This is a genomic window from Nostoc sp. UIC 10890, assembly GCF_054786515.1.
Map to the genome: position 1 here is coordinate 88,635 of NZ_JBSGKF010000004.1, position 24,625 is coordinate 113,259.

Genomic DNA, 24,625 nt, shown 5'->3' on the forward strand with positions numbered 1-24,625 from the left:
AGGCTGAATACGCATCGTCAGAGATAGTTTTCAAGCCCCGGCAAGAGATGACTACACCAATCGTAACTAGAGCCAAGCCTATTATTGTCTCTTGCATCATCTCTTCCAGTTCTCGATAACTGAAGGCATAGAGACAATACCATCGGATGGATTGCAGAATGACCTCAGGCAGGAAGTGATACTAATTTATAATTCGTAATGACGCTCTCTACGAGACGCTAAAAGCGAACGCGGGCTTGCTACCGCTACGCTAATATAATTCGTAATTAAGACATATCGAAAAAGGTTTGATAAAGGCTGTTTACTCATAATCTTTAAGGATGGGAGACTTTCCTTTAACTTGAGGTAGGAGCCAGCCAGAGGGCTAAGTTTCGCACATAGGCTTTAATATGTTCAAGGGCTTGTGGGTTTTGCTTCATCCCATCTCCAGGGGGTTCGGTTACAAAGCTAGGTGCGCCCATATCAACATCCCAATTGTAGTCGGCGAAATGGTGGAAGCTTGATTCAGCGATCGCACGTCCTAAAATATTTCCTTGTTCATCCTGCGTACTTTCAAAAGCAACTACTAAGTTGAAGTCCCGACCGGAGACTGAGCTTGTACCCAAGGCAATTACTCGTGCATTCTTCTCGTTTGCAGGCACACCTACGGCTCCTTCATGGGGATGAGCCGGAAAGAATTCAATCTCCTCAGAAGGTGATGTAGGATTCTTGAGTAAGTCATGAATAGGTTCTATGGGAGTAATTTTCTCGTAGTCACCATTTAACCCAGAATGGAAGTTGGGCCAGGAAATATACTTAGTGTAGATGTCATCAGGGTGGTGGTGCGAGGGATCGGGATCGGGATTCTTACTGTGAAAGTAATGGGCTGCGCCGATACCGCCAAGATTACAAACCGAACAACCTACATCCTGATGGTCACGGCTGACCAATAAACCACCGCCGCGCTGACGGAAGGCACTGATGCTCTGACACTCTTTTGGAGTTATGCCATCCCCTACATCCACAGCAAACAGCCACAGTTCATCAAAATCTGAATTATCCAGCGTACTTAAAACTGGATCGTTTTTTTCGGCAGTATTTTCTCGATCCCTTGCTGTTACCTGGTACAGGGGTTCCCCAGTGTCACTTTTCAACGAAGCTAAATAGTCCTTTAGCAAAGAAAATCGCCCAATATACCAATCATCTTCATTGGTGGGAATTGTTGTCTGTAACAGAATTTGAATCGGTTTAGTCATGATCTCACTCCCTAGGGTTCCTCTTGCAGCATGAGCTAATTACTAGATCAACATGGAAATTGTAGCGAGATAATCTAAGCAAAAAATGAGGATGTTTAAAGAGCAATGCTTTTGTGAAAGCAGAGATAAGTGTTTCTAAACGTAATTTAGTATCAGTATCTGCTCAGATTTTCCTTAGATTTGCCAACTAACGTTAGGGCAGATTCGTTAAGAAGATAAGGAAATGGGAAAAATTGGACAAATCCCAGATTCAGGCTTGGTTAACTGATTCGTCTTTGTAGAGAGGTATAAGACCTATGGTTAACAAAATTGTAACCACATTTGAACAAGACCATAACCGACCAGAATCAAAAGAATTTTATTGGAAACATTTTCTCTATAGTCTAGTTTGGCTGACGGTGCTAATGCTGGGATTTGGAGGATTGGGATGGACTCTCTGGCTCGATCGCCATTTCTCGACGATTGCAATACCGATGTTCATTTTGGCAATTGCCACAGTCCGTGCCTGCATACTCACTGGCTTTCCCGTCTGGGCGGGATTGTTATCTCTCACATTCGGTTCTGCATGGATTCTAACTGGAGCATCGATATCAAGCGGATTATTGGGCTGGGCAATAGCGATCGCTCTATCCTGGATTGGCATTTTTACCCTGGATATGGCATTAGACCAGTCCGTCGAAAATTTGCTGGAAATAGAGTTAAGTCGAACTGAGGTTTTCGTGATTCTAACAGCCGTCTGCGCTACTGGTGCTATTGCGGGATGGATACTCCCAATTTTTCTCACTTGAATACAGGGCATGTTATGGAACTGGGAATGATAGGACTAGGACGAATGGGAGCTAACATGGCACACCGTCTAAACCAGGCTGGACATACCGTCATTGGCTACACTCGTCAGCCACAAAAAGCAGAGGTGCTGGTTCAGGAAGGAGCGATCGCTCGTGGTGTAACATCATTCGTTGAACTCATCGAAGCACTCACGCCACCCCGCACCGTTTGGCTGATGCTACCCGCCGCGACAGTAGATGCTACCCTACAGACTCTCATCCCGTTTCTAGACGCTGACGACATTATCATTGATGGTGGCAATTCTTACTACATTGATGATATTCGTCGTGCAGATCAATTAAAAGTCAAAGGAATTGAATACATTGATTGTGGAACTAGCGGTGGCATTTGGGGGGCAGAACGCGGCTACTGTCTCATGATTGGTGGTGCATTGGCGGTGGTGAAATATCTTGACCCCATCTTTGCAGCGCTGGCTCCTGGTGTATCAGCTGCACCGCGCACCCCTGGTCGTGAGTTAATGGGGGGAACAGCTGAACAGGGCTATTTGCATTGTGGCTCTCACGGTGCAGGGCACTTTGTCAAAATGGTTCACAACGGCATTGAATACGGCATCATGGCAGCTTATGCCGAAGGGTTGAACATTCTTCACCATGCTAATATTGGGAAACAATTGCATCAAGTCGATGCAGAAACGGCTCCCTTACGAAATCCTGAATTTTACCAATACGACTTTAATCTTGCAGATATAGCAGAGGTATGGCGCAGGGGCAGCGTGATTAGCTCTTGGTTACTTGATTTAATAGCTATGGCGCTCGTCAAAGATCCCGACTTAACCGACTTTGGGGGACGCGTATCCGACTCTGGAGAAGGTCGATGGACACTAATGGCAGCCATTGAAGAAGCAGTTCCAACTCCCGTCCTTAGTACAGCTCTTTACACACGATTTAGCTCTCGCGGTCAATCAGAATTTGCAAATAAACTCATCTCTGCGTTGCGCTACGAGTTTGGTGGGCATTTGGAAAAATGACACGGGGACACGGGGATTCTAATCAGCTTTTTTCCTCTGTGCCCTTCTACCCCCCTGCTCTCCTGCTTCCTCTGTCCGCGTCGATATGGAGGTTAATCATGGCAGCTTTACTCTCTGATGCCCTGGTATTTTTTGGGATCACAAGTGATTTAGCCTACAAAAAAATCTTTCCTGCCTTACAGGCGATGATTCAGCGCGGTCATTTTGACATTCCAATTATTGGAGTGGGTAGGCGAGATTGGAGCATCGAACAATTACAATCTTATGTGCGTAAGAGCCTGGAGGAACAGGTAGGCGTTGATGAGGCAGCTTTCCAGAAACTGTGTTCATTACTTTACTATATTTTTGGTGATTATAGCGATCGCGCCACCTATGATAAATTATGCCAGGTACTCCAAATAGCTGAAGCTCCTCTGTATTACTTAGCCATTCCTCCCAGTTTATTTGCGACGGTTGTCGAAGGGTTAGGTCAATCAAGTTGTGTAAAGAATGGTCGCGTTATGGTAGAAAAACCCTTTGGACGCGATCTAGAATCGGCTAGAATACTGAACTGCATTCTGCACTCTATCTTTCCCGAAAGTCATATTTTTCGGATTGACCATTACTTGGGAAAAGAACCAGTCCAAAACCTTCTCTACACTCGCTTCGCCAATTCATTACTCGAACCGATTTGGCATCGTGTCAGTATTGCCAGCATCCAAATCACGATGGCTGAAAAATTTGGCATCGATGGACGGGGACAGTTTTATGAAGAGACAGGCGCTATTCGGGATGTGGTGCAAAATCATCTACTTCAGGTGACGGCGTGTTTAATGATGGATCCGCCCATCAACGAGCAGCATGAAGCCATCCGAGATGAAAGAGCGCGATTGCTCAAATCCATAGATCCAATCGAACCCTCAAATGTAGTGCGCGGGCAGTACAAGGGCTATGCCTCAGAACCTGGTGTAGCTCCTGATTCCAAGGTCGAAACCTTTGCGGCGGTTAAGCTCAACATTGATACTTGGCGCTGGGCTAGCGTTCCGATTTACATTCGTGCAGGCAAATGTTTACCGAGTACAACTACTGAAGTTGTGGTCAGGCTCAAGCGTCCGCCGCAGGATGTTTTTGGCGAGCGTGCCTTTGGATTAGCAAATTATTTCTACTTTCGTCTTAGTCCAAATGTGCTGACTGCGATCGGCATTCGCTCTAAAACCCCAGGCGACAGAATGGTGGGTAGCGAAGTCGGACTAGTCGCTCAAGTCGAGCATGGCAATGAGATGAATCCCTACGAGCGGCTTTTTGAAGATGCCATGAAAGGCGACTCCATGTTATTTGCTCGCCAGGATGAAGTAGAAGCACAGTGGCAAATTGTTGCTCCTATCCTAGATCGAGCAACCCCTGTTTACGAATACGCACCTCATACCTGGGGGCCTCCTTTAGCGGATCACATGATTCCCCCAGATGGCGGTTGGCATAATCCTAATGAGACGTGATATCTTCCTATACTGTACTCGAAGAGTTGGTATTGGTTTTCAAGTTTACTCATTAATGCATCTCTCCCATGTCTCAAATCGCAATTATAGAAGCCTTCGCCGAACTAAATTTCCGGCAGTCCCATTTTTTTCATCACCTCTAGCAGCAGAACAACATCATCGATTCGTTCTGAAATTATTCGTTGGGGTATGTGTGCCATTTTTCACTCTTACCACCTAAAGTTACTTCACAACAAGTTTTTTGCTGGGACAAGGCTTGGCGAGTGCCTGTTTTCGGAAAGCTTGCTTCTTCACATATCCCCTATTTCATCAAATTCATTCTCTATTACGCGAACGGTGAGTATTAGATAGTCTTCATAGCGGTAGTAATAAAAATCTCACAGACTTGAGCGATGAGGAAAGGTGGTTTGCCCGTGAATACTTCCCGACGCTGATTGACGAAGCCGAATCATCGCCTGAAGATGCCTTAAATCACATAGCTGAGGTGGCTACAGTCCTTACTATGACCAAGTTACGGCGAATTGTGGATTTCTCCACGCCTCAAGTTAAAGCTGACTTACTGATGATTATCTTGCGTTGTCTGCCCACTGAAGTTTACTCAGACTTTGCCCCACTGCAAGCTGTAACTAACCCGACAGTGACCTGATAAAATTTATCGGTTTTCATTTCTACTGACCTATCAGTAGTAAAAGATGCTCTGCTTCATGATTGTGTACTTAATCATTAGGTAAGCGTCCGGTTCACTATGTCTTGTCACGCTTTTTGAACCCCAGAAAGAGCGTGAGTGCATTAAAATTATCCACTGAATTTTTGATTCAGTGGTGCTTCTAGGTCGTGAGTTCAAGCTACCACTGATTGTAACTGCGAATTGTGAATGGGAAAAAGCGAATTGGATTGACAATCACAGCCTGTGTGACCACAGCCTTGCCCATTGGGATGATTATTGGCACATTCTTCTCCACAGTAAGCTTTACCATCTTTGATGACAGCATCAGTCAGAGAAACAACGCATAGGCAAGATGGACAAGCACATTTCATTTGAGTAACGGTTGTAGTCATGGATAACATCAAATTTGTTTTGAAGTCATATTATTGAATTGTTTAATAAATAACCATCTGTCTCAAGTAACTATTAAGCTGCTTCAATAGCTATAATTTATACAACCTGATTTTTAACGGCTCTAGGAAATAAGATGCGTTCCCCCTGGACTACCTCCTACCTTCTGCCTCCCAGCATCTCCTCAGATTTTCCTTAGATTTACCAACTAGCGTTAGTGTTCAAGTTCAGCAAACAATGTCTATGTTATGGAACTGGGTGGGAGCCAACATGCCACTCTAATTTAGGCTGGGTCATACATCGGCGCACCGCAAGGTTCTACCTATGTCCGTCCCGGTGATGTTTTAATCTTATATGGTCGCTTTGCTGCGTTCAGTGAGCTTGATTCACAACAAGCGGGAATTTTGGGAGAATATGCTCACAAAGATGCGATGGGCTATGCCCCAACCTAGGCGATCGCAAATCAGCAGAGACTCCTTTGAGAACACGATCGTCAAGATTCATAAATACCAGTTTCCACCTATCAGTCTGCCAAAAAAAGTTGAAAGTCAAACGTTAAGTGTGAGTTCATAAAGCACCGAACAGTCAAATCATGACTACACAGAACATAACAACTTTGTCATCATCTCCAGCCCAGACCGAATTAAAAACCCCAGGTTATCAAGGCTGTCAATCAAGGAGTCTGCACGACTCGGAAATACCCGAAGTGGATTTGTTTACTCCACTAATAATTCGAGATATCACCTTGCCAAGTCGCGTGGCGATGTCACCAATGTGTCAATACTCAGCAGAGAATGGATTTGCTAACGATTGGCACTTCGTCCACTTAGGGAGTCGGGCTGTGGGAGGAACTGGTCTGATTATGGTTGAAGCGACAGCCGTAACACCCCAAGGACGGATTACACCTGGCGACCTTGGGCTTTGGGACGACAAGCAAATCGAGCCACTAACTCGCATTGTGCGCTTCCTTCGCCAACAGGGATCTGTTACAGGGATTCAATTAGCCCATGCTGGAAGGAAGGCAAGTTGCAATGTTCCTTGGTTAGGCGGTACGCCACTGACACCTGAACAAGGAGGTTGGCAACCTGTCGCACCTAGCCCAATTCCTTTTCAAGAGAACGCTCCTGTACCGATATCCCTCGATGAGCGTGGTATTCAAGAAACGATCTTCGCGTTCGTTGCAGCAGCGCAGCGTGCCCTGCAAGTAGGTTTTCAAATGATTGAAATCCACGCAGCACATGGATACTTATTGCATTCTTTTCTTTCACCACTCAGTAATCGCCGAACAGATCGTTACGGCGGTTCGTTGGAGAACCGAATGCGTTTATTACTGGAAGTAGTAAGGCGAGTACGAGATGTTTTGCCCAACGGGATGCCGCTTTTTGTACGCATCTCCGCTACCGACTGGGTAGAAGGAGGTTGGGATCTCCAGCAATCAATCATATTGTCCCGTGAACTAAAGACTCTAGGCGTTGATTTGATCGATGTTTCAACAGGAGGTTTAGTACCCCATGCCAGAATTCCTGTGGAGAAAGGCTATCAAGTCCCTTTTGCTGCCAAAATCCGAGAAGAGGCTGGGATCATGACAGGAGCTGTGGGGCTGATAAATGAGGCTGAGTATGCCGACCAAATAATTACTCGTGGGTGTGCAGATTTGGTTCTCATCGGTCGAGAATTACTCCGCAATCCATACTGGTCGATTTATGCCCGTTGTAGCTTGGATGAAGAACCTAATTGGCCTGTGCCTTACGGTTATGCAGTTAAACGACAGAGAAGGTGAAAAATTTGACGTTGCACAACAGTGGGATCAACTAGAGAAGGCAGGGGCATCAGTGAGAGGTTAAGGTAATTGCACATTTGTCAAGAGGGTGCAGGAAAAGGCGATAAATCAAGCTTGGAGACTGGCTTTGGCAGGGCTTTGACTACTCCTAAGTCTTGATTTTCTGGGGCAGCAAAGTACTTAATCGGGTCAAATATATTAGGACTATCCCTTTCAAGGTGGATAAAAGTTCTCGACGATAAATTCCTCAATAGCCGCTTACCTCTCTCTTGAAAAGTTTCCTACGCCGGGAAACCCGTCTTCGAGGAACTTTTCGCTGTGGTCTCTGCACCTCTAAGGTTAAAAAAATACTTTCAAACCGCAGAGAACACAGAGAATGCTGAGAAGAAATAAGAGTTTTTCGAGTTACCTTGAAAGGGCTAATTGTTAATCTTGGTATTTGACAAAAAAGCGGAAGTAGCCCCCGCCCATTTTTCGATGCCGTTCCATCTATTCACTGAGTCTACAGCAGCAAGTCAAAAATGCTGAAGGCGCGCTCCCAGTGCATCGTCTGGGGGTTCTTGAGATCGGGATCGATGATCTTGAAGGTGCGGGCAAGTGCCACACTAAGTCCACCCACGATGTCTGGAAGCCGTGCCTCGGTCTCTTTACTGTAGTCCAGGTCGAGCAGTGGCCGCGTCGTCATGTAATCCAGTATGGGCTTTAGCTCAATCTCCTCGTTGATCTCCTTGAAGTTGTGAATTCTCTCCTCCAGTCCCTTTGTAATAGGTACATCAAAAGGTTCGATGATGTCGCGCCCGTTCGCCTTCGCCGTAGCCTGGCCACGAAGGAGAAGATCGTAGGTTTTATGATTGACGAAGTCGCTGTAACGCTTAAGGTCGTTCTTGTCCACGTCTAGACCTGCCACAGTACGGAAGAAGCGCTCGAACTTAGAAATACTGATTACTGACATGATTTAAATCCTCTTTGAGAACATTAAACAACCTCAGTGTTGGCAGGACTGTGCCAAAACGGGAAAATTGTACGCTAAGGAATTAACGCAAACGCTATAACCATTGTGAGACTTAGGTTTCAGCCATTGCTGAACATCATTTTTTGTTTTATCCCTCAGTTAACAGTTCAAGAGAAATACTAATACTCTTGATAAACATTATTAGCAGTGCTAATTTTTGTCATCTTAACGATACTATATTGATTTATCTAACAGCTATTTACTCATCGTAAGTGAGAATTTTAGGAAACACTTTTGTACAACTTTTTCTGCACGTAATGAAGCTACTTTTGAGTAGCGTAAATTCATTTGAATTGTAGAGTTACCTATTAAACTTTATGTTTACCTATCTGCTAATTGACCAATATGCCTGAATTTGAAGCTTTTTAGCTATGCTCATGGAGAGGCTGCTATAAACTATAAACTGTCTAATATTCCATTATTGCTCTCAAACGCTATAAATTTTGTGCAATTAATACAGCTAAAGTAATCATTACAATTAAGGATAAATTGAAAATTAATCTAGATTTTATGTATATTTATTTAAAAATAAATACTATAAAAACTGTAATACTTTTATAAATTTATATGTAGTCAACATGGCTCTAAACCCATCTGAAGAGGAAGGAATCGCTCTCAATACGGTTCGGATAGCTGAAAGAATGAATTGTTGAAAATTAAATCGCTTAAAGCCCTATTCTGTATAGCTTTTGGAGCTTGTACTAATTCCTTAACGTACAATTTTCCCGTTTTGGGTGCGACACGATGGCGCACGAAGGGTTGGAAGCCCCCTATATACAAAGCTTCCAAAAGATGAGTGAGGAACCGATTCCTCCAGTCTGGTGTCCAAGACTGTTCCTAACCTTCCCATGCACCACTGGTAACGGCGGTGTGTGAAGCGGAAAGTTTTGCCCAAGGAAGCATTTAGCCTAAAAATGTAACCGGGCAAAGGAAAGATTCTAGCGTGGCAAAACTTACTAGAGAGGAGCAGAAATCCTGTAATCTTGAGCTTGTAGCGAAATAATGGTGCAAAAACTTGGTAAGAAAAAGTTTAAAACCAGAGGCAACATCGTTTGAAGTACTAGATTGTGTTCAAAAAAAATGCCCTTCGTGTGGTCAAGCAATGTGGAATGAATACAATAATCCTCGACATATAAGAACGTTAAATGGGGTAGTAGAACTACAGCTAAAAATTCGGCAATGTCGAAATAAGTCATGTATGCGGTATAAAAAAGCATATCGACCAGAGCAAGAAGGGTCACTCGCTCTACCACAAAACGAATTTGGTTTAGATGTGATTGCTTATATAGGAGCATTACGCTACCAGGAACATAGAAGTGTTACCCAAATACACGCTCACCTTGAATTAAATGGTATATGTATAAGTAAAAGAACGGTCACACACCTAATTGACAGATATGACGAATTACTTTCTTTATGGCTAAAAGACCATAAAAGATTAAAAGCAATAGTGGCTAATCAAGGACGGGTGATATTAGCCATTGATGGGATGCAGCCAGAAATTGGACATGAGGTATTATGGGTAATTCGAGATTGCTTATCAGGAGAAATCTTACTAGCTAAAACCTTATTATCATCAAGAAATGAAGATTTAGTGGCGTTATTATTAGAAGTAGCTAATACTCTGGATGTACCAATTGATGGAGTTGTTAGTGATGGGCAACAATCAATTCGCAAAGCTGTTAGGTTAGCATTACCTAGAATTGCTCACGGTTTATGTCATTACCATTATTTGAAGGAAGCGATTAAACCCATATATGAGGCGGATCGACATGCAAAAAAGGAATTAAAGAAAAAAGTTAGAGGATTACGAGACATTGAACGTAGTGTTACTAATGAAACTCAGGAAATGGCAACTATTATCGAAGATTATTGCTCGGCAGTACGTAGTTCTATAACTAATGATGGTCATCCACCGTTAGAGGCATCTGGATTAAAGTTACAATCAAATTTGACATTGATAGAGCAAAGCTTAGAACGGATGGAAAAAAAAGTGCTTTAACCCCACCCTTAGTCAACCTAAAACACCTGATAGCTAAGGGTTTATCTGCGACTGCATCTTTATTTTCACCTGTGAGTGTTGCATATCAGTGGGTTGATAAAGCTAGTGATATTCTCAATAATAAAATAGGTCTTAATGCTGCTGGTGTCAAACAAAGCTATCAGCAACTATTAACAGAAATGTCCCAACAAAAGCAGAAAGCTGGTACCCTGAAAACTGCAATTGATAACTTTATAAAAACCACTCATAGCTACTGGTCTGGACTTTTTCATTGTTACGAAATTGAAGATTTTCCCAGAACTAATAATGACTTAGAACACGCTTTTGGTATGCTACGTCATCATCAACGTCGTTGTACTGGTCGTAAGGTTGCCCCCTCATCCCTTGTTATTCGTGGTTCTGTCAAACTTGCCTGTGCAATCGCTACTAAACTTCATTCTTTTACCGCATCTGATTTAGCACAAGTTGATATTCATACTTGGCTCGAATTACGCTCTCAATTGCAAAAACACCACGCATTGCCAGAATTGAACAATATCGATTTCGCAGAGACCCCAAGGGTTACTTGGCTAATTTAGAGAGTCGTCTTCTCTAGTAAGTTTTGCCACGCTAGATTATAGCAATATAGTCCTGCTACCCGACCACAGTCTAGCCCGTTACGGCTGGTGCCGATCCCCTGACGGTGAAACGGGGGATTGATAAAGCTACAGAATTCGTCATCGAAAAAATTAAAGAACACGCCCGTCCAATTAAAGATTCTAGGGACATTGAGCAGGTTGCAACCATTTCAGCGGGTAATGACCCCGAAGTGGGTCGGATTGTGGCTGAGGCGATGGAAAGAGTGGGCAAAGAAGGTGTAATCTCTCTGGAAGAAGGCAGATCCACAACGACCGAACTGGAAGTCACTGAAGGAATGCGCTTTGATAGAGGGTACGTTTCGCCTTACTTTGTGACTGATCCAGAGCGAATGGAGGCAGTGCTGGAAGAACCCCACATTTTAATCACCGATCGCAAGATTACAATGGTTCAAGATTTAGTGCCGATTCTCGAGCAAATTGCTCGCACGGGCAAACCCCTACTAATCATTGCAGATGACATTGAAAAAGAAGCCTTGGCAACTTTAGTTGTCAACCATTTGCGCGGTGTGCTGCGAGTCGCGGCGGTGAAGGCTCCCGGCTTTGGCGCTCAACGTAAAGCCATGCTGGAAGACATCGCGGCGCTCACAGGTGGTCAGGTGATTAGCGAAGATACGGGCTTGAAGCTAGAAAATGTCAGGTTAGAAATGCTTGGTATAGCAAGGCGAGCGATCGTTACCAAAGACGACACAACCATCGTGGCAGAAGGCAACGAAGAAGCTGTCAAAGCTCGCATCGAACAAATTCGTCGCCAAATCCAAGAAGTTGAATCCTCCTACGATAAGGAAAAACTGCAACAACGGCTGGCGAAACTGGCAGGTGGTGTCGCGGTGATTAAGGTCGGTGCTGCCACCGAAACTGAACTCAAAGACCGCAAGCTACGTCTAGAAGATGCAATTAATGCCACCAAAGCCGCAGTTGAAGAAGGAATTGTGCCCGGTGGCGGTACAACAATAGCACACATTGCTCCCCAGCTTGAGGAATGGGCAAAGAGCCAAATGAAGGATGAAGAGTTGACGGGCACTATGATTGTGGCTCGCGCCCTTTATGCTCCACTACGTCGCATTGCTGATAATGCTGGTGCTAATGGTGCGGTGATTGTGGAGCGCGTCCGTGAACTGCCCTTTGATGAGGGATACGATGCCGTTGCTAATAAATTTGTGAATATGTTCGAGGCGGGCATTGTCGATCCAGCGAAGGTGACTCGTAGTGCTTTGCAGAATGCTGCATCTATTGGTGGTATGGTGCTGACCACTGAGGGTGTTGTGGTAGAAAAACCTGACAAGCAGGCGAAAGCGCCAGCTGGTGTCGGCCCTGGCCCTGGCGAAGGCTTCGATTATTGAGGAAACTGGGTATTGGGGAGCCAGTCGCGTGCAAAGAGAAGTGCGGTCTTTGGGAGACACTGCGTTGCGGTGAGGGGGTCGCAGTCTTGGCGGTGAGGCAGTCCGGTCTTGGGGTCTCCCCAAGTGGAGGAACTGCCGAACCCGTAAGGGTTTCCGCCGATTGCGATCCCCCGAACCCGTTCGCTGAAAGCGTTCCCGAAGCGTAGGGAGGTTCCCTCGTTGAGTGCAAGTGTCGTCTTTGCCCCTTCGGGTGACGCTCCTGCGTCGCTCTAAGCGTTCGCGTAGCGTCTCGTAGAGAAGCTATGCCGTAGGCTTTACGCTACGAAGATCGGAAGTTTCAACTCGACGGGAACCGGAGCCACTCCGGTCTTGGGGTCTCACGCCACTCCCCTCAAGTCGGGAAACCCCTTCGGGTTCGCCAGTTGCCTGCGGAGGGAAACCCTCCGGCAGCACTGGACTCACCGCCCACAGGGGTGGCTCCCCAAGTGGAGGATGTGGCATCCAAGACTTGAACTTCCTCACCAAGTGGAGCAACTTCGGAGTGTTTCCCCCGTTGAGCCAACTGGCGTAACTGAGAAAGGTTAAAGGGAAGTTATTTGTTTTTCCCCTTACAATTTTGCCTTGTCCCAATCCCCAATCATCATAATTTCCTCAGAAAGTCCTTAGATTTCTTCTCTATAGTGGCAACAGAGTTCAGCACTGGCATGATAGCAACGCTGTTTCAGCGACTGACAAAACCCAGTCTAATGCAGAATTCTAAACACTCAAGTATAGATCATCAGGAGACTTAAAATTATGGCACTCGTTCGTTGGGAACCTTTCCGAGAAGTTGAAAGTTTGCAGCGGCAGTTAAACCGCTTGTTTGATGAGATAGCACCGACAGGTCGTAGAGAAGAGGAAGGCATTGCCTTTATTCCCTCCGCAGAGATTCAAGAAACCCCCGATGCGGTTCATCTCAAGGTAGAAATTCCCGGTGTAGACCCCAAAGACCTAGATGTGCAGGTATCGCCAGAGGCAGTATCTATTTCCGGTGAGCGCAAGTCAGAAATCAAAACGGAAGAAAGAGGCATCACCCGCACCGAATTCCGCTATGGCAGGTTTCAGCGCGTGATTCCGTTGCCTACCCGTGTCCAGCACGATCAGGTGCAAGCAGAATACAAAGATGGCATTCTCAAGCTGAGGCTGCCCAAGGCTGAAGAAGATAGGAACAAGGTTGTGAAAGTAAACTTAGGTGACGGGCACAGGGGCAACGGGCAAGGGCAGTGACGCAATGTTTTCCAAAGCACTCCCTTAAGAGCAGGAGGTGACAACATGATCACAACAGCAACGGGCGAACTTAGCCTCCCAGTTAGCGATGCCTTCTCTTTCAGAGACGCTACCGCGAACGGCACACCTGAAGGTGAACGCGACCATATCCGAGGACCAAAAAACGCACCCGTCACCCTCGTGGAATACGGTGACTATGAGTGTCCCTATTGCGGTCGTGCCCATTTCATCGTCAAAGAACTCCAGCAGTTGACCGGGGATCTCATGCGCTTTGTCTACCGCCACTTCCCGTTAACTAGCGTGCATCCCCACGCCGAGCAGGCAGCAGAAGCAGCAGAGGCAGCTGCGGCGCAAGGTAAGTTCTGGGAGATGCACAACCATCTCTTTGAACATCAACAGGCGCTCGATCGCAAACATCTAATAGAATATGCCGCTAACCTCGGTCTTGATGTGCCTCGGTTTAGTCACGAACTCGCCGAGCACGCCCACGCAGCCAAGATACGCGAAGACTTACTCAGCGGAATCCAGAGCGGGGTCAACGGCACGCCGACTTTTTTCATCAACGGTGTGCGCCACGATGGCTCTTACGACCTCCGCTCATTGTTAGCCGCGATTCAAAACGCAGCCGAATCCTGAGTGCTAAGGAGCCAGAGGGCAGAAGGTTCAAGGATAGATTCTTCCCTCTGCCAAAAGATCACAAGCCCACGCCAGTTTGCTCAAGTTGGGAAACCCTTACTTTCAGAAGCCGTTGTTAAATCCTCTAAATTTATTTATGGGGATTCCCCTTCTGACTTGAAAGAGCAGGGGGAGCAGGGGAGGCAGGGGAGGCAGGGGGAGAAAGGCACTTTCATGCTTGGCGGTGAAACTTGTTTCATTGGGACTGCCCTCTGCCTTCTTAATACCATTTATTCAACTTGTCCTGAATCCAGACTATCAATTGTTTATCTCAATCTTTGAAGGAGGTTGCTAACGATGGCAAAAATCGTTGGTATTGATTTAGGAACTACCAACTCCTGTATAGCCGTAATGGAAGGTGGACAACCCATCGTCATTCCGAACACAGAAGGCGGTCGCACAACTCCGTCTGTGGTTGCCTACACCAAGAAGGGCGAAAAACTTGTCGGGCAAATTGCCAAGCGCCAGGGTGTAATGAACCCAGAAAACACTTTTTATTCTGTGAAGCGGTTCATCGGGCGCAGGTATGATGAAGTCACCCAAGAGGCAAAACAAGTTACTTACAAAGTGGTACGTGACAGTAATGGCAACGTCAAGCTACACTGTCCCGCTCTGAACAAGGAATTTTCACCCGAAGAAATCGCGGCTGAGGTAGTCCGCAAGCTGATAGATGATGCCAGCACATATCTGGGGGAACCAGTGAGGCAAGCGGTAATTACCACCCCTGCCTATTTCAATGACTCTCAACGGCAGGCTACCAAAGATGCCGGTAGAATTGCCGGGATTGAAGTTCTGCGAATTATCAACGAGCCAACGGCGGCTGCCCTCGCTTACGGACTTGACAAGAAAACTAACGAAACTATCTTGGTATTTGACTTAGGTGGTGGAACGTTTGACGTGTCTATCCTAGAAGTGGGTGATGGTGTGTTTGAAGTGAAAGCTACCAGTGGCGACACCCACTTGGGCGGTGATGACTTTGATAAGAGAATCGTAGACTGGCTAGCAACCGAATTCCAGCGTAACGAAGGCATCGATCTGCGTAAAGACAAACAAGCCCTGCAACGCCTCACCGAAGCAGCAGAAAAAGCCAAAATTGAACTGTCAGGCGCAACACAGACGAACATTAACTTACCTTTTATTACCGCAACCCCGGAAGGCCCGAAACATCTAGATATGACCTTAACGCGGGTACAGTTCGAGCAAATGTGCGCCGACTTGTTCGATCGCAGCCGCATTCCCGTCGAACAAGCCCTGCGCGATGCTAAACTGAGTCCCGCAGATATTGACGAAGTAATCCTAGTGGGTGGTGCAACTCGAATGCCGGCTGTCCAGCAACTGGTACGGCAGATAATAGGCAAAGACCCACACCAGGGTGTCAACCCGGATGAAGTCGTAGCAGTGGGTGCAGCGATTCAGGCGGGTGTGCTTGGGGGTGAGGTAAAAGACGTACTGCTCCTAGATGTCACGCCGTTGTCGCTGGGTGTTGAAACTCTAGGTGGTGTGACGACCAAGATTATTCCGCGCAATACCACTGTCCCAGTGAAGAAGTCTGAGGTGTTCTCAACGGCGGCTGACGCACAAACAAACGTAGAAATCCATGTTCTGCAAGGTGAACGCGAAATGGCATCCGACAACAAGAGCCTGGGAACCTTCCGACTAGATGGGATTCCTCCAGCTCCCAGAGGTATGCCACAGATCGAAGTTACTTTTGACATTGATGCTAACGGGATTCTGTCAGCAACTGCCAGAGAAAAAGCCACAGGTAAAGAACAGTCCATTAGCATCACAGGTGCGTCCACCCTCGACAAATCTGAAGTCGAGCGGATGGTGAAAGAAGCCGAGCGCAATGCGGAAGAAGACCGTAGGCGGCGCGAACAAATTGATACCAAAAATATGGCGGATTCCGTCGCCTATCAAGCCGAGAAACAACTTCAAGATTTGGGTGACAAAGTGCCACCAGCAGACAAGTCCCGCGTGGAAGGCTTAATTCGAGACTTGCGTCAGGCAATTGAGCAGAACAACATCGATCGCATGAAGTCCCTCACCAACGAAATTCAACAAGCCCTGATGCAAATCGGCACTGCGGTCTACTCACAAGCAGGTGCATCTCCAAACGGTGGTACTTCTACAGACCGTCAAGGCGGCGGTGAAGATGTCATCGATGCAGACTTTGTGGAACAAAAGTAACAAGACGCAGCGAGCAGTCCGTTGCTCTGGTTCTCAGAGTTAAAGGAACTGCTTTAGCGAGCCTGCGTGCGTCACCCAAAAGATGACGCAGTGAAATTATCAAATACTCTGTTCCTATCCCCGCGTCCTTAAATCTGCGTCACATTTCGTGATGTTATCTAGTTTTTTAATTTGGAGTAATTTTTATGACTTCTACATCTGAAAAAACCGCCCTCAAAAGTGTCTCTGCTATCTTCAAAGATGAGAAGAAGATGCAAGAAGTGGTTGAGCGTCTAATCGATCGCGGCGTTCCCAAAGATAACATTTCGATTATTGGTCGCGACTTCCACGCCGAAACTCGTATCTCCGGATTTGTGACTAAACAAGATGTGATCTTGGATGGACTCGCCACCGGAGCGATTTTTGGATCGCTGTTTGGTTCTCTGTTGGCTTTACTTACGGGTGTGGGTGTGTTGTTCATTCCCTTTTTGGGAACCGTAGTAGCAGCAGGCCCTTTGGGAGCAGCATTATTAGGAGCGGCAGGCGGTGCTTTATATGGTTCCTTGGGAGCAGGCATTGGAGCTGCCTTAATCGCAATGGGTATGCCGGAGGACAAAGCTGCTATTTACGAAACACGCCTGAAAGCAGGTGAGTTTTTACTGGTTGCGGAAGTGCCACAAGAACAAGCAGACGAAGTTGTCTCACTGTTAGAAAGTGCGGGTGCGGAAGAAGTCGCTATCACTGACATGAAGATTCCCCGTCAACCAAAAGGTGAACTGGCAGATAATGAGCAGATTTCACCAGAAATTAGAGCAAATCTGTCGGACGACGCACAAAAAACTTTTGTTGATACCTACAATCGGTCGTTCAGAGAAGCCAATGGAAAAGATAATGCCTTGACGAAGGCTTGGGATCGGGTCAAACAGGTGTTCGATCGCGACGAAAAAGGCACTTATTCCAGGTCTAAAGTCAGATCGTAAATTTCCAGAGTTGCGATCGCCTACGGTGGGGCGTAGCCCATCGCGACGAAAAAGGATCAATCCAGCTTAATAAAGGCAGAAGAGTTACTTATTCTTACTCTTTCCCCGTCTCTAGTCTCCCTCATCTCCCTTGTCCCATACTTCAATCGAGGCGCAAAACAAGTTAACAAATCAGGAGAATAATTATGAACGCCCAAACATCGAATCCACAAGATAATCGCGATCGGCAAGAAGATGCTCGTAATCAGCAAGAGATTGACAACGAGAGACAAAAGGCAACAGATGAAGCTCAAAGATGCATAGATCAAGAAGCAGTTTCCGCGCTCAAAGAAACTCGAAATGCAATTAATGCCATTGACCAGAAAAATACTCAAGAAGCACTTCAAGCTTTAGAACGAGCAACAGGAAAACTTGAAATTCTAGTAGCACGATACCCTGAACTGGGTTTTGTTCCTGTGTCGGCTCAAGTAAATATAATCGATCTTGCCCCTGACAATTCTAATGAGATTGAGCGAATTCGTAATCGAATTAAGAGTACTGTGAATGGGGATGATTTTCGTACTGCTCGTCAACTGTTGAACAGCCTGGTGAGTGAGATTCGCACAACAATCTTTAATCTGCCACTAGAGACATATCCTGATGCCATGAAGGAAGCAGCCCGGTTGTTGAAGGAAGGTAAAACCGATGAAGCCAAAACGGTGCTGCAACTTGCCCTCTCAACCCTAGTGGTGACAGAAGTTGCTCGACCCCTACCGCTGCTTAGAGCCGATATTGACATAATGAGTGCAATTGCCATAGCAGACAGCGATCGTGAAAGAACGCTGAGGTTGCTGGAAGATGCTCGCAACCATCTCAGGTTGACTCAACAACTAGGCTATGCCAAAGGCGATCCTGAGTATGCAGAACTTGAGCAGGCAATCCAAGATATCGAGCGGCAAGTTAGGGCAAACGAGAGAACCGCAGACCCATTGAGTCGGCTCCTGGAAAAATTCTCTAGTTTCTTCAAACGTATATCCGGAACCGCCCCCGCCCAACCAGCTTGATGAAGGTAGAAGGCAGGTGGTCACTGAGCGTAGCTGAAGTGAGGCAGGAGGCGAGAAGAGGATAGGGAGATAGGGAGAATCAAGAGTAGTTTTAGTCTTTTCTGCTCTGCCCCTCCGCCCCCCTGCTCCCTCTGCTTCCCCTGCTCTTCTTGCCCTCCGCCCCCTACCTTCTTCAATCCAGGTGCAAAACAAGTTTATAAACCAGGAGAATGATCGTGAACCGATATCACAGATTCTTTAGAAGGCTGCAAGTCCTGTTCGTGGGTATTCTTTTCTCCTCGCTTTTATTCATCGCTCCCGTTCATGCAGTTAGCTCTGCTGCGGTATCTCCTGAAAGATTGAATCAGCTTGATACTAGTCTTCAGCAGGAGATTGAAAAGGAGAGGCAACAGGCAACAGCTGAGGCTGAAAGTAAACTGGATCGAGAAGCGATCGCCGCAATCGAAGAAACTAAAAAAGCGATCGCCGCCATTGAGCGGGGAAAGACTCAAGAAGCACTTCAAGCTTTAGAACGAGCAACTGGAAAAATTGACATACTGGTGGCACAATACCCTAAACTAGCTCTGATTCCGGTGGCGGCTCAGGTAGCGATAATCGATTTTGCCCCTCAGGATTTTAATTTGGTTGAGCGAATTCGCAATCAAGTGAAGGCTGTTGCAATTGCAGAAGATTTTCCGGCGGCTCGCGAACTGTTGAACAACCTGATAAGCGAGATTCGCACAGCAATCGTCAATCTGCCATTAGAGAGATATCCAGATGCAACGAAGCAGGCAGCTCGGTTGTTGAACGAAGGCAAAATTGATGAAGCCAAAGGCGTGCTGCAACTTGCGCTCTCAACTTTAGTGGTGACAGAACAAGCTCGACCCCTGGCGTTAGTCAAAGCCCATACCGATCTAGTGACTGCGGTTACTTTAGCAGAGAAGGATCGCGACGCAGCACAGAGGTTGCTAGAAGATGCTCGTGCCCAACTCAAGTTAGCTCAAGAACTAGGATATGCCAGAGGCGATCGCGAGTATGCAGCATTTGACAAAGCAATTAAAAATCTAGAGCGGCAAGTTAAGGCACGTGAGAACACAGCAGGCGCATTTGCCAAGCTTCAAGAACAATTCTCTAGTTTCTTCAACCGAGTATCCGAAGTCGTTAAACCAGATGATTCCCCGAAAAGGGCAGAAGCCAGAAATGAAAGGGAAAAGGTTAAAGGGTAAAGGGAAATGGCACTAAGAAAAGCGTAAATCCTTGGTATTCCTGGCTTTTGGGTGTGGGGTGTAAGGTGTGGGGAATTAAGAAGATGTTGAACTCCTTGACGCAGTTGCATTCAATTATCTGAAACACTACACCCAACACCCTACCCCCAACACCCTGCCCTGACAAGGTTTCACCTTTTCTTCGGGCCATTCGGGTAAAGGCATAATAAATTACATTCATATTACTTTCTTGCCCTTTCCCCCTTACCCTTTCCCCCTTACCCCTCATCTTCCTCATGCCCCTGCCCCCCATCTCGTTAATCTCAAGAGGTGCTGATGGTTGCAGCAACCGATTTCAAAGATTATTACCAAATTCTCGGTGTCAGTAAGAACACCACTCCGGAGGATATCAAAAAAGCCTACCGGAAATTGGCACGGAAATATCACCCGGACTTAAATCCTAACGATAAGCAAGCGGAAGCGCGGTTCAAAGAAATTAACGAAGCTAATGAAGTGCTGTCCGACCCGGAAAAACGCCAGAAGTATGACCAGTATGGTCAGTACTGGCAACAGGCTGCGGCGGGTGCACCTCCACCCAGAGGGGCGGGTACACAAGGTTATGACTTTAGCCAGTATGGCAACTTTGATGATTTCATTGATGAATTGCTGGGAGGGTTAGGTCGCAGTGGCGGTCGTACAAGGCAGCGCGGAGCTAATTATCGCACAACAAGACCAGAAGGATTCCGGGACTACGTAGATTTTGGGTATGGAGAAGACCCCTCCAGCCGCTTCACTAATGTTCCCGCACAGGATACAGAAGCGGCGATCGCTCTCACTTTTTCTGAAGCGTTTCACGGTACACAGAAGCGGCTACAAATTGATGGAGAAACTATCACTGTTCGCATTCCGCCGGGAGTAAAATCGGGAAGCCGCATTCGAGTCAAAGGCAAAGGACAGATGAGTCCTTTTAGTCAGCAACGCGGCGATTTGTATCTGACAATTGAATTATTACCCCATCCTTTCTTCAAATTTGAGGGCGACAATCTTGCTTGTGAAGTACCTATCAGCCCAGAAGAAGCAGTGCTTGGCGCACAAATAGATGTTCCTACGCCCGATGGCAAGGTAACGATGACGATTCCGTCCGGCGTGGATTCCGGCCAAGCACTGCGGCTACGTGGCAAGGGCTGGCGCGATCCAAAAGGTAATCGTACCGCTTTGATCGTGTGGTTAAAAATTGTGACACCCAAAGATTTGAGTCCCCAAGAAAGAGAGTGCTATGAAAAATTGCGGCAGGTCAGTAGTTTTAATTCCCGTCAAGGCTTGGTGGAGATGCGGTTATGAGTTCTAACCTGAGTTTGTCTTGCGTGGTGTGGTCAGAAACAGGCGATCGCCTCTATAGTTTCGAGCAAGCCGCCTACCTCACCCAAACCTCGGTTTTATTACTAGAACGATTTGTCCGCCTGGGACTAATTGAACCTGTAGGAATCATGCTGCGCCGACAGGATATCTTTCGCGTTGTGCAGATTCAAAGGTTGCACCGCGATCTGAACTTGAATTGGGTCGGAGCAGCAATGGTGCTAGATATGGTAACTGAAATTGACCAACTCAAGGCGCAACTGCGTGCCTACCGTGCTGAATTACAAATTCGTAATTAAGAGCGGTGAACTACTCAGACTTGCCTACGGCTGAAGTCTGAGCTTCCCAATTCATTGGGAATAGCCTCAAAAACTTCGTAGTTTTTTTGGTCTTACATTCCCTCCAAGGGCAGGAGTCCTGGTTCCCAAGACCCAAATTTTTTTCTTGCAACATATACCTATTAGCTTGGTTTTCGCTTATGGCATTGATGGTCAAGACATTAAGTATTCTACCAGAAAATACTGGGGATTCGTCATACATCCAGAATTTGTTTTTACTGTGTAAAAACAAATTCTGGATGCAATCCTCATCCCCCGCTCACAATCCCCATCTTAGGAATACCTAGAAGATGGGGACTTCCGCGATACGTTAACAAAATAATTTATTTCTCAGCTAAGGAGCACGATTATGCAACCAACCAATCCCGAGCAATTTACCGAAAAAGCCTGGGAAGCCCTTGTTCGTACTCCCGAAATTGCCAAGCAGTTTCAGAATCAGCAGATTGAGAGCGAACATTTGATGCTAGCGCTACTGGAACAGGAAGGACTCGCCAGTTCTATTTTCAACAAAGCCGGGGTAAATGTTCAAAAACTACACGAGCGCACTATCGACTTCATCAACCGTCAGCCCAAAGTATCGGGGGCTAGCAGTGGTTCGGTATACATCGGACACAGTTTAGAGAGGCTGCTTGATCGCGCCGAACAATACCGCAAAGAGTTTGGTGATGAATATATTTCTATTGAACATTTAATACTTACCTTTGCCAAAGACGATCGCTTTGGTAAAGGGTTGTTTCAAGAATTTGGACTGGATGAAAAAAAACTCCGCAACATCATTCAACAGGTTCGAGGGAGTCAAAAAGTGACAGATCAAAACCCAGAAGTTAAATATGAAGCGCTAGAAAAATACGGACGCGATTTAACCCAATTGGCACATGAGGGCATACTCGACCCAGTGATTGGACGAGATGAAGAAATTCGCCGCACGATTCAAATCCTTTCTCGTCGGACCAAAAATAACCCCGTACTGATTGGTGAACCCGGTGTCGGTAAAACAGCAATTGTAGAAGGATTAGCGCAGCGCATTGTCAGTGGTGATGTCCCGGAATCATTGCGCGATCGCAAACTAATAGCTTTAGACATGGGTGCGTTAATTGCCGGAGCCAAATACCGGGGAGAATTTGAAGAACGCCTGAAAGCTGTCTTAAAAGAAATCCAAGAAGCACAGGGACAAATCGTCTTGTTCATTGACGAAATTCACACTGTAGTTGGTGCGGGTGCAACGCAAGGATCGATGGATGCTAGCAACTTGCTCAAGCCGATGCTTGCTCGCGGCGAATTGCGCTGTATTGGTGCCACCACGCTAGATGAATACCGCAAGTACATTGAAAAAGATGCGGCTTTGGAACGTCGTTTTCAGCAGGTGTATGTCGATCAGCCCAGTGTGGAAGATACCATCTCAATTCTGCGCGGTTTGAAAGAGCGCTACGAGTTACACCACGGCGTGAAGATTTCTGATAGTGCGTTAGTTGCGGCAGCTACTCTGTCTGCGAGATATATTAGCGATCGCTTCCTACCCGACAAAGCTATTGATTTGGTGGATGAAGCTGCGGCTAAACTAAAAATGGAAATTACTTCTAAACCAGAAGAATTAGACGAAATCGATCGCAAAATTCTGCAACTGGAAATGGAGCGGCTGTCACTGCAAAAAGAAACAGACAGTGCTTCCAGAGAGCGTTTAGAACGCCTAGAGAGAGAACTTGCAGAGTTAAAAGAACGGCAAGTTGCTCTCAATGCTCAATGGCAGGCAGAGAAGCAAATTATCGATCGCATTCGCCAAATTAGACAAGAGATTGAGCGTGTCAATGTAGAAATTCAGCAAGCCGAACGCGATTACGACCTCAACCGAGCAGCAGAACTGAAATACAGCAAACTCACTGAGCTGCAACGACAACTAGAAGAAGCCGAAGCGCGACTAGCTCAAATCCAGACTAGCGGTAAATCTCTGTTGCGCGAAGAAGTCACCGAAGCTGACATTGCCGAAATTATCTCCAAGTGGACGGGTATTCCGGTGAGCAGACTGGTTGAATCGGAAATGCAAAAACTCTTGCATCTGGAAGAAGAGTTACATATACGTGTGATTGGTCAGGACGAAGCTGTAAGAGCTGTTGCTGATGCAATTCAACGTTCCCGTGCTGGGTTGGCAGACCCAAATCGTCCCATTGCTAGCTTTATTTTCTTAGGCCCGACCGGGGTGGGAAAAACAGAACTGGCAAAAGCTTTAGCGGAATATCTGTTTGATACCGAAGATGCACTGGTGCGGATCGATATGTCCGAATACATGGAGAAACACACTGTTGCCCGTCTCATCGGTGCGCCTCCAGGTTACGTGGGCTATGAAGAAGGCGGACAACTCACCGAAGCGATTCGCCGCCGACCTTATTCTGTAATTCTGTTTGACGAAATTGAGAAAGCTCATCCTGATGTATTCAACGTCCTGCTGCAAATCCTGGATGATGGTCGCCTAACTGATTCTCAGGGACGCACAGTAGATTTTAAAAATACGATCGCGATTATGACCAGCAATATTGGTTCAATATACATTTTGGATGTGGCAGGAGACGATAGCAAGTACGAACAAATGCGCGATCGCGTCATGGAAGCAGTGCGAGAAAGTTTCCGCCCCGAATTCCTCAACCGCATTGATGAAATCATTATTTTCCATAGCTTGCGGAAGGACGAGTTGCGCGAAATTGTCAAACTACAAGTGCAGCGTTTAGAGGAGCGACTGCGCGAGCGTAAACTCTCGCTCAAAATCTCCGACGAGGCTCTCGATTGGATTGTTCAGGTCGGTTATGACCCAGTTTACGGTGCTCGTCCCCTGAAGCGGGCGATTCAGCGAGAACTAGAAACTCCGATTGCCAAAGCGATTCTACGCGGCGAGTTCCACGAAGGCGACACAATCTACGTCCATGTGGAACACGAACGACTGGTGTTGAAGCGCTTATCACCTGAACTGGTCAATGCTTAGAGGGGGCAGAGGAGCACAAGGGAGAGTTGAAGAAGGCAGAAGTACGAGGGCAGAGGGCAGAAGGTTTTATTTAAAAGGGGATTCAAACCCCTCCTAAATAAGAGCCACCAAATTTTTAATTTGGTGGGGGTCTTGAACCCTTACTCCTTCCAGTCGTAGGCAAAGAGCAGGAAGTAGAATTCCCTTCTGCCTTCTGCCTCCTGCCCTCTGCCTTTCTTGATAACTCTTGGAAAGACTTGGGTTAATCGCGTCTCTCTTTCAAGATTTAACAACATATCAAAACATTTTTGG

General features: G+C 46.5%; 19 protein-coding genes and 2 pseudogenes. 16 read left to right on the forward strand and 5 right to left on the reverse strand.

The window, feature by feature from the left end; translation table 11 throughout:
* Nucleotides 1-335 precede the first annotated feature (335 nt).
* The gene (locus tag ACWATR_RS32750) at nt 336-1,235 is read right to left on the reverse strand and encodes a hypothetical protein (protein WP_460342212.1); all 900 of its coding nucleotides are present in this window, start codon (nt 1,233-1,235) and stop codon (nt 336-338) included.
* Nucleotides 1,236-1,531: 296 nt separating this feature from the next.
* Here ACWATR_RS32750 and ACWATR_RS32755 point away from each other — a divergent pair, with 296 nt between their 5' ends.
* The 4 genes from ACWATR_RS32755 to ACWATR_RS32770 all read left to right on the forward strand — a co-directional run bounded on the left by ACWATR_RS32755 (nt 1,532) and on the right by ACWATR_RS32770 (nt 5,172).
* Nucleotides 1,532-2,023, forward strand: coding sequence for a hypothetical protein (locus tag ACWATR_RS32755; protein WP_460342215.1), 492 nt, complete (start codon nt 1,532-1,534; stop codon nt 2,021-2,023).
* A 26-nt stretch (nt 2,024-2,049) separates the two neighbouring features.
* Nucleotides 2,050-3,051 (forward strand): phosphogluconate dehydrogenase (NAD(+)-dependent, decarboxylating), encoded by a 1,002-nt coding sequence (gnd, locus tag ACWATR_RS32760; RefSeq protein WP_460342663.1) that lies wholly within the window; start codon nt 2,050-2,052, stop codon nt 3,049-3,051.
* Nucleotides 3,052-3,149: 98 nt separating this feature from the next.
* Nucleotides 3,150-4,526 (forward strand): glucose-6-phosphate dehydrogenase, encoded by a 1,377-nt coding sequence (gene zwf / locus ACWATR_RS32765; protein ID WP_460342218.1) that lies wholly within the window; start codon nt 3,150-3,152, stop codon nt 4,524-4,526.
* A gap of 385 nt (nt 4,527-4,911) precedes the next feature.
* On the forward strand, nt 4,912-5,172 hold the full coding sequence (locus ACWATR_RS32770) for a hypothetical protein (protein ID WP_460342221.1): 261 nt from the start codon (nt 4,912-4,914) through the stop codon (nt 5,170-5,172).
* Between the two features lie 194 nt (nt 5,173-5,366).
* On the opposite strand, the gene ACWATR_RS32775 is transcribed toward ACWATR_RS32770, so the two are convergent.
* Nucleotides 5,367-5,585 (reverse strand): metallothionein, encoded by a 219-nt coding sequence (locus tag ACWATR_RS32775; protein ID WP_062296333.1) that lies wholly within the window; start codon nt 5,583-5,585, stop codon nt 5,367-5,369.
* 590 nt (nt 5,586-6,175) lie between these two features.
* Between ACWATR_RS32775 and ACWATR_RS32780 the strand changes: the two genes are divergently transcribed.
* The gene (locus ACWATR_RS32780) at nt 6,176-7,363 is read left to right on the forward strand and encodes an NADH:flavin oxidoreductase/NADH oxidase (RefSeq protein WP_041457396.1); all 1,188 of its coding nucleotides are present in this window, start codon (nt 6,176-6,178) and stop codon (nt 7,361-7,363) included.
* Between the two features lie 502 nt (nt 7,364-7,865).
* On the opposite strand, the gene ACWATR_RS32785 is transcribed toward ACWATR_RS32780, so the two are convergent.
* Nucleotides 7,866-8,315 (reverse strand): DUF1931 family protein, encoded by a 450-nt coding sequence (locus tag ACWATR_RS32785; RefSeq protein WP_011316756.1) that lies wholly within the window; start codon nt 8,313-8,315, stop codon nt 7,866-7,868.
* 1,162 nt (nt 8,316-9,477) lie between these two features.
* On the opposite strand from ACWATR_RS32785, the pseudogene ACWATR_RS32790 reads away from it, so the two are divergent.
* Together ACWATR_RS32790 and groL are read left to right on the forward strand one after the other, a co-directional pair.
* Nucleotides 9,478-10,972 (forward strand): annotated as a pseudogene (locus ACWATR_RS32790) (ISNCY family transposase).
* Between the two features lie 60 nt (nt 10,973-11,032).
* Nucleotides 11,033-12,355, forward strand: a pseudogene (gene groL, locus ACWATR_RS32795) (chaperonin GroEL); the annotation flags it as partial.
* 300 nt (nt 12,356-12,655) lie between these two features.
* Here groL and ACWATR_RS32800 read toward each other — a convergent pair.
* A complete protein-coding gene (locus ACWATR_RS32800; protein WP_460342226.1) occupies nt 12,656-12,856 on the reverse strand; it encodes a hypothetical protein in 201 nt (66 codons plus the stop codon).
* Between the two features lie 294 nt (nt 12,857-13,150).
* On the opposite strand from ACWATR_RS32800, the gene ACWATR_RS32805 reads away from it, so the two are divergent.
* From ACWATR_RS32805 to ACWATR_RS32830, 6 genes are all read left to right on the forward strand, one after another.
* The gene (locus tag ACWATR_RS32805; protein ID WP_011316759.1) at nt 13,151-13,621 is read left to right on the forward strand and encodes an Hsp20/alpha crystallin family protein; all 471 of its coding nucleotides are present in this window, start codon (nt 13,151-13,153) and stop codon (nt 13,619-13,621) included.
* A 45-nt stretch (nt 13,622-13,666) separates the two neighbouring features.
* On the forward strand, nt 13,667-14,257 hold the full coding sequence (locus ACWATR_RS32810; protein WP_011316760.1) for a DsbA family protein: 591 nt from the start codon (nt 13,667-13,669) through the stop codon (nt 14,255-14,257).
* A gap of 336 nt (nt 14,258-14,593) precedes the next feature.
* The gene (gene dnaK / locus ACWATR_RS32815; RefSeq protein ID WP_460342231.1) at nt 14,594-16,483 is read left to right on the forward strand and encodes a molecular chaperone DnaK; all 1,890 of its coding nucleotides are present in this window, start codon (nt 14,594-14,596) and stop codon (nt 16,481-16,483) included.
* Between the two features lie 185 nt (nt 16,484-16,668).
* Nucleotides 16,669-17,442 carry a ChaB family protein gene (locus tag ACWATR_RS32820; protein ID WP_460342234.1) on the forward strand — a complete coding sequence of 258 codons (774 nt, stop codon included), beginning with the start codon at nt 16,669-16,671 and terminating at the stop codon, nt 17,440-17,442.
* Between the two features lie 185 nt (nt 17,443-17,627).
* Nucleotides 17,628-18,485: a YfdX family protein gene (locus ACWATR_RS32825; protein ID WP_460342237.1), complete on the forward strand. Its 858-nt coding sequence runs from the start codon at nt 17,628-17,630 to the stop codon at nt 18,483-18,485.
* Nucleotides 18,486-18,694: 209 nt separating this feature from the next.
* Nucleotides 18,695-19,690: a YfdX family protein gene (locus ACWATR_RS32830; RefSeq protein ID WP_460342240.1), complete on the forward strand. Its 996-nt coding sequence runs from the start codon at nt 18,695-18,697 to the stop codon at nt 19,688-19,690.
* Here ACWATR_RS32830 and ACWATR_RS32835 read toward each other — a convergent pair.
* Nucleotides 19,680-19,910 (reverse strand): hypothetical protein, encoded by a 231-nt coding sequence (locus tag ACWATR_RS32835; protein ID WP_460342243.1) that lies wholly within the window; start codon nt 19,908-19,910, stop codon nt 19,680-19,682. The two genes, ACWATR_RS32830 and ACWATR_RS32835, sit on opposite strands and share 11 nt — an antisense overlap.
* 95 nt (nt 19,911-20,005) lie before the next feature.
* Here ACWATR_RS32835 and ACWATR_RS32840 point away from each other — a divergent pair, with 95 nt between their 5' ends.
* From ACWATR_RS32840 to clpB, 3 genes are all read left to right on the forward strand, one after another.
* Nucleotides 20,006-21,010 (forward strand): DnaJ C-terminal domain-containing protein, encoded by a 1,005-nt coding sequence (locus ACWATR_RS32840; protein ID WP_460342246.1) that lies wholly within the window; start codon nt 20,006-20,008, stop codon nt 21,008-21,010.
* Nucleotides 21,007-21,324, forward strand: coding sequence for a chaperone modulator CbpM (locus ACWATR_RS32845; RefSeq protein WP_011316769.1), 318 nt, complete (start codon nt 21,007-21,009; stop codon nt 21,322-21,324). Before ACWATR_RS32840 ends, ACWATR_RS32845 begins: the two co-directional genes overlap by 4 nt.
* Nucleotides 21,325-21,712: 388 nt before the next feature.
* Nucleotides 21,713-24,334, forward strand: a complete 2,622-nt coding sequence (gene clpB, locus ACWATR_RS32850; RefSeq protein ID WP_460342250.1) for an ATP-dependent chaperone ClpB — start codon at nt 21,713-21,715, stop codon at nt 24,332-24,334.
* Nucleotides 24,335-24,625 lie beyond the last annotated feature (291 nt).